7 protein-coding genes are annotated in these 14774 nt (G+C 39.9%); all 7 read right to left on the bottom strand.

The features are described 5' to 3' along the window. Window positions 1-12 precede the first annotated feature (12 nt). Window positions 13-1980, bottom strand: coding sequence for a glycoside hydrolase family 127 protein (locus D2V08_RS04265; protein ID WP_245980493.1), 1968 nt, complete (start codon window positions 1978-1980; stop codon window positions 13-15). Between the two features lie 35 nt (window positions 1981-2015). Next, window positions 2016-3011, bottom strand: coding sequence for an arabinan endo-1,5-alpha-L-arabinosidase (locus D2V08_RS04260; protein ID WP_119606839.1), 996 nt, complete (start codon window positions 3009-3011; stop codon window positions 2016-2018). Between the two features lie 20 nt (window positions 3012-3031). Next, window positions 3032-4579 carry an alpha-N-arabinofuranosidase gene (locus D2V08_RS04255; RefSeq protein WP_119606838.1) on the bottom strand — a complete coding sequence of 516 codons (1548 nt, stop codon included), beginning with the start codon at window positions 4577-4579 and terminating at the stop codon, window positions 3032-3034. A gap of 240 nt (window positions 4580-4819) precedes the next feature. Next, window positions 4820-6349 (bottom strand): arabinan endo-1,5-alpha-L-arabinosidase, encoded by a 1530-nt coding sequence (locus tag D2V08_RS04250; protein ID WP_119606880.1) that lies wholly within the window; start codon window positions 6347-6349, stop codon window positions 4820-4822. 79 nt (window positions 6350-6428) lie between these two features. Further along, complete coding sequence (locus D2V08_RS04245; RefSeq protein WP_100816146.1) at window positions 6429-9944, bottom strand: VCBS repeat-containing protein; 3516 nt, start codon at window positions 9942-9944, stop codon at window positions 6429-6431. Window positions 9945-10023: 79 nt separating this feature from the next. Next, the gene (locus D2V08_RS04240) at window positions 10024-11574 is read right to left on the bottom strand and encodes a RagB/SusD family nutrient uptake outer membrane protein (protein WP_119606837.1); all 1551 of its coding nucleotides are present in this window, start codon (window positions 11572-11574) and stop codon (window positions 10024-10026) included. A gap of 12 nt (window positions 11575-11586) precedes the next feature. Next, window positions 11587-14691: a SusC/RagA family TonB-linked outer membrane protein gene (locus D2V08_RS04235; protein ID WP_119606836.1), complete on the bottom strand. Its 3105-nt coding sequence runs from the start codon at window positions 14689-14691 to the stop codon at window positions 11587-11589. Window positions 14692-14774: the final 83 nt, after the last annotated feature.

Raw genomic sequence — 14774 nt, 5'->3', positions numbered from 1 at the left:
AGTTTGTAGATTCTAATTCTCTTCCACGGGCAACCATACCTTCATTTTTCCAATGCCGCGATTGGACCATGTGTAATACGGTATTGCGGTTAATTTTTCATTTGATATAGTGTTGACGCCACCCAATAATTCGGGCTGCATGGCAACGTTGAATTCTTCGTTTGCCGTTAGTTGAATGTTGTCAAAAGCGTTTTTGTTATCGATTTCCTCCACTGCATAAACTATGGGGCCATATTCGAGCGACATTTTACCTTTATCCTCTTCAACCAAAGGATGGGCAATCACTCTTCTTACGGACATTGGAAACTCCAGTTCCACCACATCCCCTGATTTCCATGTTCTGGTCATTGTGTAATAACCGTTATCGGTGACCGCATTAAACTCTTCGCCATTTAAGGTTATCTTATTGCTTGCCTCATCTTTGGATGCATACTGATATAAATCTCCCGGCAACACAATATTCCTCGACCATCCCGGTATTCTAAATTTTATGGTAAACTCTCCTGTTTCTTCTGGATCTACCGTGAATTTCACTTTTCCATCCCATGGGTAAGAAGTATCCTGTGTGACCAGCACATCTTGTTCCTTTAATTCCACCCTTGCCTCATTGCTTGCGTAGAGATTTGCGTATAGTGTATTTCCCGTTTTGGAATAGATCAGACCGGGTATAGCTGGAATAAAACGAATCACATTGGTAGGGCAACATGAGCAATCGAACCAATCTTTTCGTGTGCACGCACCTTGATTGAACTTATACACTCCATCCGATTCCAACGCATTTGGGTAGAAAAACTTTTCACCATCCAAAGAAAGTCCTGAAATCAATCCATTATATAGTGTACGTTCTATTACATCGAAATATTTGACATCACCTGTTAGGTTGTGCAACCTATGGTTCCAGTATACATCACCAATAGCTGCACATGTTTCGTTGTAGGCGGTTAAGTTGGGCAATTCATAGTTTTCACCAAATGCCTCACCATCGTGTTTAGCTCCTATACCACCTGTAACGTACATTTTTTTGTTTACCATGTTCTCCCATAGTGCATTTACCGCATCCAGATAGGCAGTATCTTTTTTAATAGCAGCAATGTCTGTCATTGCAGCATACATATAAACAGCACGTACCGCATGACCCACTACTTCGTCTTGGTCCACAACTGGGACATGATCTTGGGAATAAGGACCAAACAGTTCATGGTTTTCCGGGTTGCCCCTATTGTCCAAAAAGTATTTAGAAAGTTTTAGGTACTTCTCTTCTCCTGTGATCTGATATAATTTGATAAGCCCAGTTTCAATTATCTGATGTCCAGGGACAGCATCAATTTTAGCTTCGCCATCACCAAATGTCTCTACCATTAAATCGGCATTCTTTAAAGCGATGTCCAAAAAGTTTCTTTTTCCTGTTGCTTTATAGTGAACCGCTGCAGCTTCATATAAATGCCCCGCATTGTAGAGTTCGTGGCTCATAAAGAGACCGTCCCAACGTTTAGCTTCTTTGACCTCCACCCATGGAGCCGGAGGTTTTGCAGGATTAATGGTTCGCCAAGTGGTCAAATAACCATCCTCTTCTTGTCCCACTTTAATAATGGATACCAAAGAGTCCACCAAGGATTCCAGTTTGTGATTTGGAGCACTGATTAAGGAATTGGAGGCTCCCTCAATAATTTTATAGACGTCAGTATCATCGAAAGGCATGGCTCCCTTAACCTCACCATCCAGTTCTCCTCCAGCAATCAAGAAATTATCAAATCTTCCTTCCTGCTCACATTTTTCTATGGCATACTCAATGGTCTTGTTCTGTACCCTTTCTATTATTGGTAACCAAAACTCATCCTTGATCTTTACATTTTGAATGTTTACAGGTTCTATTTCATACCCCTTTGCCTCTTCGGTATCGGCCGACACCAATGCTTCGTTTTTACAATTGACAAGTAGCAATGCCAGTGCAATAACCCAAGTAGTATTTTTTATGCTCATCTTTGACATCAATAAAAATTTCGAATCCAGCCCTCTCAATCCATCGGTTCCACGATAGGCCAACCATTATCCCATGTAATCTCTTTTACCACGAGTTTTGGAGTACCATTATCGTTTGCATCGTAAGCGTGACTGAAATAATAATCCTTACCCTCAAAAGTGTAAACACTATTGTGACCTACACCGTACCAGTTTTCGTTTCCTTGGATCAAGAGCTTTCCACCTCCTTGATTGAGCGCTTTTCCATCTGCATCCATAAACGGTCCTGTTGCAGATGTTGAACGTCCCACAACTACCTTGTATGTGCTGTTCTCTCCTCTACAGCATAAATCCCACGATAAAAACAAATAATAATATTGACCTTTCTTGAAGATGAAAGGGGCTTCCAGTGCTGCATCTCCGGGGTCTTTATCATCCAAATCGAAGCTGCGTTCCCGTTTGGCTATGGTTTTCCATTCTTCGGGTTGGGCAATGGATTTTAGGTCTTTGCTCAGTTTTACCATTTTTAGACCATTCCAAAAAGATCCAAAAGACATCCATGGGGTACCATTGTCATCAAAAATAATATTTGGGTCGATGGCATTCCACAGATCTCTATTGGGTATCGATTGCACTACGATTCCTTGATCTTCCCATAGATAGTCTTCACTATTTGGGTCGAGTGTTGTATTTATCGTCAAACCAATGGCCGACGTATTTTTGGCAAATGCAGAAACTGAATAGTACAGATAGTACTTTCCGTTATGTTCAATTATGTCTGGAGCCCAAATATGGTTTTTAAAATCGGGGACAACCGAATCGGTCCAAGTTGGTTTCTCTGCAAAAACAGGGTCCAATTTCTCCCAGTTTTTCAAATCGGTGGATACAAAATGTGATATACCCCTACCTGTACAAAATAGATGATATACACCTTTTTCTTTAATCGCCACCGGATCGTGGACAACTATATCGGATTGGGCAAATGCACCAACTGTAATACATGAAAACAGGAGCAATACTCGAAGAGCTTTTGATGAAATGGAAATATACATCTGATATTGTATTTAAAAGTTTATTTTCCCGTTACCACCAAAACAGAAAATGGTGGTACTTCCACTTCCAAAATCCCTTTGCGGAACTTTACTTTTTTCAGCTCCTTTGGTGTGATTTTTTCTGGTTGGTCAAAGGTGTTATGGTCTTGTAGATCTTCTGAGGATAAAATGGTGCCGGAAAAATCTTTGATATCCATATCACCAAGATTGATTTCCACGGTATGTGATTTGTGGGCATCTATATTTACCATGGAAACATTGACTTGTCCAGCATCGGTTTTGGATGCCGATATTGAAATAGCTGGCAGTTCCTCTCCTTCAAATTTATAGGTAGGGGAATCAAAGTCAACAGGAAGCAATTTGGCATCTTGATGCACGTTGTACATCTTCATGACATGGTAGGTTGGCGTCAACAACATTTTCTCGTCTTCGGTCAAAACAACAGCTTGCAATACGTTAACGGTTTGCGCCAGATTAGCCATTTTCACCCTTCTTGCATGATTATTGAAGATATTGAGACTTGTCCCAGCTATCATAGCATCGCGCATGGTATTCTGCTGATAGAGAAATCCAGGATTGGTCCCTTCCATTACATCATACCAACCACCCCACTCATCTACAACTAATGCGATAGTGTTATTGGGATCGTACTTATCCATTATGGCGGAATGCTTTGTAACCAGGGTGTCCATTTTAAGGGCGGTCTTCATGGTAGAAAAATATTGCTCTTCACTATAATCTATCGAGGACCCTTTTTCATTCCATTCCACGAATGAATAGGAATGTAAGGCCACACCTTCAATCAGATGTTTGGGAATATCACGCATCAATACCTCGGTCCAGTGATAATCATCGACATTGGCACCGGATGCAATACGAAACAAACCATCACTATTGGTCCAATCCGTCATAAAGGTTGCATATTGACGATAAATATCTGCATAATGTTCAGCGGTCATATTTCCACCGCATCCCCACATTTCGTTTCCTACGCCCCAATATTTCACATCCCAAGGGTTTTCCCTACCATTTTCCTTGCGCCATTCGGCCATAGGACTACCTCCTTGATGAAGTACATATTCCACATATTCAGTGAATTCTTTAACAGTACTGCTTCCCACATTGGCGGCCAAATAAGGTTCAGCATTCAGGGTTTCACAGAGGTTTAGAAAGTCGTGCGTACCAAAACTGTTATCTTCGGTCACACCACCCCACCATCTGTTTACCATAGTTGGTCTTTCATCCTTGGGACCTACACCATCTTTCCAGTGATAGGTATCCGCAAAACAACCACCAGGCCATCTTAGGTTGGGAATTTTAAGCTCCTTAAGAGCTTCAATAATATCATTTCTTACACCGGCCGTATTGGGAACCATGCTTTCCTCTCCAACGTAGAGTCCACCATAGATACATCTTCCAAGGTGTTCGGAAAAATGTCCATAAATGTGTTTACTGATTATGGGGGCTTCCGCATCTTCCGTTACAGTGACTTGAACAGGTTCTTGCGCAGAAACAGCGACCGAACACAAAAAGGCCAATATGACCGTGGAATAGTTAAAAAATTTCATGTGCATTTGTTTAAAAAAGACCACGACCCAAATCGTGGTCTTTAAAAATTACTAAACTTAAACTAACTCAAATAAGATCAACTTTACGCTAGGTAAAAACCTTATAAGTGTTTTTTTTACATTTATAAAATAACGAAAGTTTTCCCGTTAAAACAAAAAAAATATTTACTCATATTATCCGGCAGCAATACACCATTAACAAATCGTTGATTTTCAGTTAATTATGTATGTTTTTTATACTTAATCTACTTTTTTACCCCAAATTGCCGTACCATTGTTATCCAATCCACTGAATAAAATGGTGGATTCCACCTTGTTTTCCCAATCGCGGCCACGTTCAACAAAAAGTTTGTAATTGGTTTCTCCGTTGTTTAGACCAATCGTAAGCCATGGAGCCTCATAAGTCCATGTATTAACGGCTTCTCCGTTAATGGTTCCATCTGCCATCAATTCCAAATCCACAGAATATTGAAAATCTGGCGAGGTTTGTTCGTTGGCATAGCCCGGAACCACTCTATACCCAAATTCAATTTGTTCATAACTACCCACTATATCGGATTCTGAAATATCCGTTTGGGCTACATTGGCATACCGCTCCGATGAGACTATCGGCCAACCATTTTCTGTCCAATGAATTTTACGAACGTGAAGCACCATAAAAAAACGGTTCTCTCCGGGCCGCCCTTGATGCGCCATATAATATTGGCCGTTTCCATCCTTAAAAACACCAGGATGCGACACCCCTTGCCAACCTGAGTGATCGTTAAATCTATAAGGTGCTAAAATCATCGGGGCATTATCTGCCTCGGTATTAATGTCAAGTCCATTTATATCCAAAAAAGGCCCCTCTGGATCTGAACTCCTTCCAACCCTAACATTATACTTGGTTTCTAACCAATCGTAAGCAATAAACATATAGTACATGCCCTGGGTTTCATTGTAAATTACTTCTGGAGCTTCGATATTTCCATTTACAGTTCCATTGGTAAATCCCCTTTGCGCTATCCTAACACCTTTATCTCCATTTACCATGGCCAAACCTGTAGCTGGATCTAATCTTAATTTATAGATACCATCATAGGCCGATCCATAATAAAACCAATGTTCGCCATTTGGGGTAACGACAACAGAGGGGTCGATTGCGTTGGTTTGAATGCTACCGTCAGCAGCTGAAGTAACCACCAAATCTTTTTCAATCCATGGACCTTCCGGTGAACTTGAGGTGGCCAAACCAATGGCACTCAGTCTTCCTACACTTGAAGAGAGCGAATAGTATAAACGGAATTCATCGCCAACCTGCATAGCATATGGAGCCCATAAAGAATTAAATGGTTCCGCTCCTTGACTTTGAATATAGGAACTACCTTTAGCCGGAAGACCATTGAAAGCCCACCCTAAAAACTCCCAGTTGATCAGATCCTGGGATTTTCTTATTTGGATTCCCGGACGAACATCTGAACCAAATGAAACATCGGTATTGTAGCAATAATAGGTTTCTCCTACTTTGATCACCGATGGATCATGCACATTATAAGGTCCCCACTTCGAAGCATTTTCCTCGCCAGCGACCCCAAAATAGGTATCCGTAATATTATCCACGGTATATACCGGGGCCGGAGTGGGTTCAGGTTCAGGTTCAGGGTTTGGATTAGGCTCAGGGTTTGGCTCACTTACTTCGGGGGGAGTATCTTCAAGATTTTCATTTGAACAAGAAGCCGTTGCCACTAAAAAAGATGCTATGGTTATTACAAAAATTTTATATCTAATCATTTTTATTCGAAATAGAACTTGTTTTTTTAACATTGTCAACTGTTTGTAAAATTTTAAAACATACCCGGTGCCAGTTATCCTATTTTTTGATTGGGATTTCGGTGCGGACAAGCTTTTTGTTCACATCATAAAATTGAATGGAATCGACAACGCTTGAAGCAATGATACTATTGGAAGTCTGGGAGAGGTAGCCTGCACCCATCAAATTTTCCTCTTTTCTTTTCTTTCCATTGTTCAAAAAAACTTCAGCTGTCCTTTCTCCGTTTTGGAAGTCAATTTTTTTCTGTTTTTCAGAATCCGCAATACTAAAATTATCCAGTGAACCATTGTTCTTTCCAACAAGTACCAGGGACTGTCCGTTATAACTATCCAAACGCACCATACTTTTAGAATCCCCCAATGCTTTAAAACCTGATAAAGTAGGATCGACCAATTCAAAAGAAGTACCCCCTTTGTTCATTAATACAGCACCTATCGAGGCGTCGTATCTTCCGTAAACTACTTCTGTGTTATATGAATTTCCTACCAGGATAAGATCTAATAATCCATCAAAATTCAAGTCTTCCGCCAATATGCCATAGACCGGTGCAAACTGGGCTTCAATGGGCAATGGGAAAACTGAAAAGCCTTTATCTCCATTGTTTTGGATAAATGAAGACTGCATCATTTTACTCTCTAAAGTACTATGCCCTTGCGACCCCAAAAAGTCCATAATATCCTTTGTTGTGGATTTGGCATAGCTTCGATAATGCAATATATGTTTCTTTAACTGTGGTAATTGTTTGGTCAATTCATCCAAGGAAGTCAAAGGGTAGTATTCCCCTTCTTCATAAACTGAAAGTATAGGGTCTATAAAACCATTCGCATCAAAATCGGCGTAGTCCAATCTTAAAGGATGTTCCGCAGTCCCTTTAAGTGCTGAATTGAGTCCGATATTGCCCACAACAAAATCAATGTCGCCATCATTATCAAAATCTTCTGCAACAATGCTGTTCCATAGACCATTGGTTTCGGCAAGTGAAGTTTGAGCGGTTATGTTTTTTAATTTAAGACCATCCCCTTTAAAAATGGTTATAGGCATAAACTCGCCCACCAGTACCAAATCCAAGTGCGAATCGTCATCAAAATCCGTCCACACTGCCGATGAAACCATTCCAATATTTTTGATTGAAGGTGCCACTTCTTGGGTGACATCCACAAATTGTCCGTTTCTATTCTCCAACAGATAACTTGTTGGTGCTTCCGGATAATGTCCCGGAACAACCCGACCTCCGATAAACAGGTCAATATCCCCATCACTATCAAAGTCGCCCCCGGCAACCGTCGAAGTACTTTCATTATTTATGGGCAGATCTCCCTTGACGAATGTTCCAACATTATTGGGGTCGTTCAAGTACAATCTGTCTTGATAGGCTTGATGACCTTTATAGCGTTCAGACCCACCACTAACAACATATAAATCTTGAAGGCCATCTCCGTTGGCATCAAAAAACAATGCCCCCAAATCCTCGTACAATTGGCTATCAGGAATTTCTTTTTTTTCAAATCCTCCTGACTTCTGCTGCACAAAAATAGTTGAAGCGAAACCATACGACCCCCCAACAAATACGTCTTGGAGGCCATCTGCATTTATATCACCCACAGCAAGCCCTGGCCCTTGATTGGAAAAACCATGGTTTAACAAGGACTGTATGTTGTAGTCACTGAAATCCCTTTCCACATGATCAAACGCTACCAAGGAATCAACTGCGAAAATAGGTTCCCATTTATCAATTTTTGCTACTTCAACTAGCTCTACCTCTGCATGTTTAATTTCAATATGCTGATTTGCGGATACATTTGATTGCATGGAAATATCACCATTTGGCCAGATTATCTCAACACTATCAATCTGACTTGTTTCTCCCAAACCAAAATGAAGGTCTTTCTCCACACTGCTTTGAAATCCTCTGGACGACTGAAGTATCTTTTTCTGACTTTCACATCCATAATAAAGGGTAACTTCCGCACCAATAGCCTGTGAGTTGAAGTTATTGCCCACAAGTGAAATATGTATGTAATTCGAATTTTTATATAATTCCCTTGTATTGTTCTTATAGATAAAAGCCGGCTGATCAATATTATTTACCACAAGTTCCAAATCACCATCCAAATCCAAATCTGCATAGCAGGCCCCATTGGAAATGGATTTTTGATTAAGTCCCCAATCATTGGCCTTTTTTTGAAAATTTAATTGTCCCTTATTCTCAAAAATGTAGTTGCTCATCTCTATCGTTGGCCTTACAACCAGACAGTCGAGAACAGATCTTCGAATTTCCTCAGGGTCAGAAAATGTTTTAGCCCCACTTTGCCTAAACTTTACAAAATCCAGGTCGGTAATATCCTTGCCATAGCCATTGGTGATGAAAATGTCGTTATTTCCATCGTTGTTGAAATCAGTTATGAGCGGGGCCCAACTCCAGTCTGTTCTATCGATTCCCAGCAGTTGCCCAATTTCGCTAAAGGTGCCATTGCCATTATTGTAATGCACCATATTTCGCATATACTGATGTCCATAGCCAAACTTCTTTGCCATTTGGAACATATCGTAAGAATGAGAGCCCGACATGAGTTTTCTTCTTTTATGCTGTTCGGGCAGCATATCCAACGTGATGACATCCATCAGACCATCATTGTTGATATCGGCAACATCATTCCCCATGGAAAAATGACTTGTGTGTCCAAAATACGTCGATGCTTCTTCCGAAAAAGATCCATCTTTAGTATTGATGTAAAGTAAATCCCTTGATAAATAATCATTGGAGACATATATATCCGGCCATGTATCATTATTTGCATCTATTACGGAAACACCCAGACCAAATCCTTCAAAATTTATACCTGCTTCTCTGGATACATTGGTGTAAACCGGATGACCGAGGGCCTTATTATAATCATTTCTGTAAAGTCTATCCGTGTTTCTGTAGGTTCCGTTGGTAACCATTGGCCTCACCATTATGGCCGAATTTTCAAACCCACCACCAGTAAGCAAATACATATCGAGGTCACCATCCCGGTCATAATCAAAAAAAATGGATTGGATGGATTCACCCTTATCGTCTAGACCGTATTCTTTTGCAGACTCCACAAAGGTTGCATCTCCCTGGTTTATGTACAGTGAATTGGGAAAGTTATCTTCATTCCCCATACCTCCCACGGAAATATAAATATCATCCAGGCCATCACCATTGATATCGATAACACTGACACCTGTACACCAATTGTCAGTAGTATTGATATTTGATGTGTGAGTAATGTCCTCAAACCGTAAGTTCCCCTTGTTTAAATAAATTTTACTTTCTTCCATATTGGAAGTAAATATTAAATCTGGCAAACTGTCTTTGTTGAAATGGCCCACACCAACTCCCCCACCGTTGTACAGGTACTCATAGGTAAGTAGATTCACACTGTCGCTTGTTGTTATTCTATTTATGAAGTCAATTCCGGTCCTTTTTGATGGCAAGAGTTGGAATAGGGTGTTCTTATCGGAAGATTTACCACAAGAAAACATCAATACCAACAGAAATAAACAGCTATAAGTTCTTATTTGCTCCATGATATTGATTTAATTCTTAAAAAAATCCCTTGGTTTTATGCTCAAGTGAACAGTAACCAAGGGATATATGCAGTTAATTTTAATCGTTTGCAGAGTTCCCCACTAAATTTGGATTCCGATCCAATTCAGTTTGAGGAAATGGTTGATAATTCCTATTGGAAGTATACGTGCTAAAATCTGGATCATTAGCTTCAAGCTCATTCAATTTTGCAGGATCATCTAACCATCCCCACCTTTTTATATCGTACCATCTTAATCCTTCTATTGCCAATTCAGTAACACGCTCGTGTGCCAACTGTTCCATAAATTGATTTAAGTTATAACCAGCAAACTCCGCCTCTCTATCAGGAAGGTTTGCCCTATCCCTAACACGTTGAACATGAGTTGCCGCCGAAGGAATGTCTCCGGTATTTGCCAAACATTCCGCATACATAAGCAAGACGTCTGCAAAACGTATAACATGGTAGTTAATACCACATACAAAAGGATCTCCTCCAGTATTTGCCAAAGTATATTTAGCAATATAATTTTCATTTTGATCTAAGAAATATGGTTGACCATAAGATTGTGTTAGTCCTTCATCTGGAAGATAAGACAAAATGGTAGCAGGATATCTAGGATCTATTTCATCGTTAATGGTCCTTTCTTGTTTTAATTCATCAACAAGGAATTGAGTAGGGATAAAGTCGTAAAAATCGGCACCCGAATATGTTGGAGCGATTGCCGAAAATTGTCTCCAGTTAACTGTAGGGTCTCCTCCCCAGTTGAAATCTACATTTGCACTTTGTGTAAATTCTGCCCAAAATATTCTACCGGGATTTGCATTTTCGATTGCAGGATCCTGAGAAAATAGATCCCCATAATTGGGAGCTAGATCATATTCCCCAGAATTGACAACAGCTTGAAAATACGGTAATGCTCCGCCATAATCGCCCTGATATAATTTGAGTTTCCCCATTAATGAATTGGCCGCTCCAACAGTAGCACGTGCTGCTTGACCTATATCTGGGCCAGAAACGTTATCATAGCTCACAGGAAGTCTGGTTATCGCCTCATTTAAATCTGATTCTATCTGTGCATATATATCTGCTTGGGTAGTTTCTTGATTAGAAGGGAAAAAAGTTTCAGCTCCAGTTTGCACCTCTAAAACCAAAGGAACATTATCGTATACATTTGTTGCATTGAAATATGCCAACGCCCTTAAAAAATAAGCCTGGCCAATAAGGCGGTCTCTAAGCTCTGGTTCAATATCCTCTATTTGACCAATAGCTTCTAAAGCTTGATTAGCCCTGTTGATTACCGTAAAATAACCCAAATAAGCTATTTCGAGTGCTCCATCTGTAGAAGGTACAGTAAAATTAGCAGTTTGAGCTAAAAATATCCATGGACTCCTTGATCGTGCTTCATCTCCTCTTGCATCACCCATAATTGGAGTCATTCTCTGATAATTACCATCTATAATAAGCCCATTATAAATGGCATCTACGGCAGCTTGTGCTTCGTCCTGACTTTGATAATATTCTTCTGTGGCAAGCCTGTTTGTGTTTTTAATGTCTAGTTCACTATCACACGAAATAAGTGATGTAGTAACAACTGCAAGTAAAAATACTTTTGTGAAATATGTTTTCATTTTTCTTAGCTTTTAAAATTTTAGTTGAAGGCCTAACATACTAGTCATCGGTCTTGGATATGTTCCAAAATCAAAACCAGGGTTCAAGACTCCAGCCTGAAAATCTGGATTATACCCTTTGTATTTTGAAAAAACAGCTACATTTTGGAATGTAACATAAAATCTCGCCATGGACATATGCATCTTCTCGAGAATGTTGTTAGGTAATGAATACCCCAACGATATGGTGTTTATCCTAAAATAATCTCCATCCTGCAACCATCCTGGTCTATCGGAATCACGCTGATTGTTGTTTGGATCTCCGAAAACCACACGTGGTACATCGGTATTTGTATTGGAAGGTGTCCAACGATCTAAAATATCCTCATGCCAGTTGGTATATCCAGTAGTTGGCATTAAACCACGATACAAATTACTGTTGATCAAGTTTCCTCCACTACCCTGTCCGAAAATAGTGAAATCAATGTTCTTATATTTAGCAGTTATATTCAAACCATAGTAATAGGTTGGCAATCCTTGCCCTAAGAAAGTACGGTCGTCATCATTAACAACACCATCAGGAGTTCCATCAGGACCGCTTATATCTGCAAATTTAATATCTCCCGGAGCCGTTCCCGGTGCTTGAAAAGGTGAATTGCTTACTTCCTCGGCCGTTTGGAATATACCATCATAAACCCAACCATAATGCTCACCTAATGAACGGCCTACAATATTTCTGCTTCCAGTACCGGTAATGAATTCTTGACCACCAATTTCCAGTATCTCGTTATTTACCGTGTAAAAATTCGGAGCAATTTCAAATGAGAAATCATCACCAATAGGCTGTCTGTAGACAGCGGATACTTCTATACCTGAATTTCTTATTGAGCCTGCATTGGATAATATTTCAGAGTTAAATGCCCCTACCGTGTTTGACAACGGAATGGGAATATTAACTAGAACGTCCTCGGATGTATTTCTATAATATTCCGCAGTAAAATCCAGTCCTCCATTGAACAAGACAGCATCAATACCAACACTACTCGTTCTTCGTGTTTCCCACTTGATATCTTCATCGATAAGCTGGGTTACAGCCGCACCCACAACAGTTGGCCCTCCAGAGAATTGGTAAGGAATACCCCTGTTTACGGTTCTTTGGTAAAGATAATTTCCGATTTCTTGGTTACCAACTTCACCCCAACCACCTCTTAATTTAAGGCTTCTTATAAAGTCTGGTAAATCAAATTCGTTGTGTATTTTCCAAGCCGCGGAAACGGATGGAAAAACTTCGTACCGAACATCAGGATTAAACCTTGATGAACCGTCATATCTAAGGTTTCCTGTGAGAAAATATTTATCATTAAAGGAATAGTTCACACGTCCTAAAAAGGAATATAATGCCGATTCTTGGATGTTATCGAAAACACTATATTCGGTGGCATTTTCTAAGTTTAAGATATAGGGTTCTGTTAAACCTCCACCCACAGTCGTAATAGCTCTAAAATTATCTTTTTGGTACGTTTGTCCAACTAATACGGATAGATTATGCTTGTCGAACTCTTTGGTATAATTGGCCGTGTTCTCAATTAAAAATCGGTCAATACTAGTATTTACTACACGCAACTGGGCCAAAGGATTCGGGAAAAAGTAACCCAAATCATATTCTGGAACAAATAGTTGACCCTCAATATTAGTAGTGTTGTATGATGCACTGGATTTTAAAACCAGCCCGTCAATTGGCTCGTAACTTAAGTACAGGTTAGCATTTAATCTGTTTACTTTTGATTGGTTATCAATCAATGTATTTATACCAGGTACATTAAGTGTTATTGATTGATGTATTACAGAATTTGCACCACCAAATCCACCTAAGCGATTTGGGTCCTTTACTGGAATAGTTGGTGCAGCTTGAAGCAAGTCATTCACCAATGTCGGTCTTCCACCAGGTAAGTTGATAGTAGCTGTGTCAAATAAGGGATTCTCGTCCGAACGTACAAAAAAGAGATTTTCACCTACTGTGAATTTACCAAATTCTGCTTCCGAATTAACCCTAAAAGAATAACGCTCATAATTTGGACCTTGCCCTACCAGCGTACCTTCATTGTCCAAATAATCCAGGGACATAAAATATTTGGTGCTCTCAGTACCACCGGTTACATTAAAGTTATGATTTTGGATAAAACCTGTAACATAACCTTCTTCTTGCCAATCCGTATCAATATCATCGATAAAATCGGACGAGTCGGGATCATTCCCTGTAGGTATTGGAACTGTATTTCCACCGTTATTTATCAACTCTCTATTAATGGTTTGATAACCCACTCTATCCAGAAGTGGAAGTTTCTGCGTTATGTTTTGTATTCCAAAATATGATGAAAGACTAAAGCTCACCTTTTGAGACCTTTTACCGGATTTTGTAGTGATTATGATTACCCCATTACCTGCTCTGTTACCATAAATAGCACCGGCAGATGCATCTTTCAGTACTTGAACAGACTCAATATCATTAGGGTTAATATCTCTAATTCCATCAATGGGAACACCATCAACTACATATAAGGGCTCTGCGCTCGCTCCTATACCAAAAGTAGCCACACCTCTAATGCGTACGCTTGGCGCTGCACCCGGTTGACCATCAGAAGTAATAGATACCCCGGCAACACGGCCTTGCATCATTTGGGTAACATCATTTGTGGCTTGTTTGGTCATTTCTTCGGGATCCACCAAACTTACCGCGCCTGTAAGGTCTTCCTTCCTTTGGGAACCATATCCGACCACCACAACCTCATCTAGTGTGGATACGTCTTCAATCATGGCGAGGTTGATTGTGGTGCGTTCGCCCACTTCAATTTCTTGAGATCTGAATCCTACGTAACTAAATACCAATATGTCATTAGAAGATGCCTCGATAGTGTAGTTACCATCAAAATCAGTAACCGTACCATTCGTGGTTCCTTTAACGATAACATTGGCACCGGGAATTGGTGTTCCAGTACCAGAATCGGATACTGTACCAGAAACAGTTTTCACATCTTGAGCATTTATTTGCAGCCCAAGGAAGAGAGAGAACATAAAAAGCATCCAAGGTTTTTTAGGAAACCACAGCCTCTCCGCCTGTAATTGTTTGTTTTTCAGCATTTTGTTTAGTTTATTTTGTTTTAAGTGTGCATTTTACACATATAAAGAAATAAAACAAATACTGGATTTGCAAACTTTTCGTT

This window comes from Flagellimonas lutimaris (genome assembly GCF_003581615.1).
Classification (GTDB): domain Bacteria; phylum Bacteroidota; class Bacteroidia; order Flavobacteriales; family Flavobacteriaceae; genus Flagellimonas; species Flagellimonas lutimaris.
This window is presented reverse-complemented; position numbering and strand designations above follow the sequence as displayed.

Bases quoted from the DNA above. Each gene is read 5' to 3' on its own strand.
- D2V08_RS04265 (WP_245980493.1), bottom strand. From the start codon at position 1,980: ATGAGCATAAAAAATACTACTTGGGTTATTGCACTGGCATTGCTACTT.
- D2V08_RS04260 (WP_119606839.1), bottom strand. From the start codon at position 3,011: ATGTATATTTCCATTTCATCAAAAGCTCTTCGAGTATTGCTCCTGTTT.
- D2V08_RS04255 (WP_119606838.1), bottom strand. From the start codon at position 4,579: ATGAAATTTTTTAACTATTCCACGGTCATATTGGCCTTTTTGTGTTCG.
- D2V08_RS04250 (WP_119606880.1), bottom strand. From the start codon at position 6,349: ATGATTAGATATAAAATTTTTGTAATAACCATAGCATCTTTTTTAGTG.
- D2V08_RS04245 (WP_100816146.1), bottom strand. From the start codon at position 9,944: ATGGAGCAAATAAGAACTTATAGCTGTTTATTTCTGTTGGTATTGATG.
- D2V08_RS04240 (WP_119606837.1), bottom strand. From the start codon at position 11,574: ATGAAAACATATTTCACAAAAGTATTTTTACTTGCAGTTGTTACTACA.
- D2V08_RS04235 (WP_119606836.1), bottom strand. From the start codon at position 14,691: ATGCTGAAAAACAAACAATTACAGGCGGAGAGGCTGTGGTTTCCTAAA.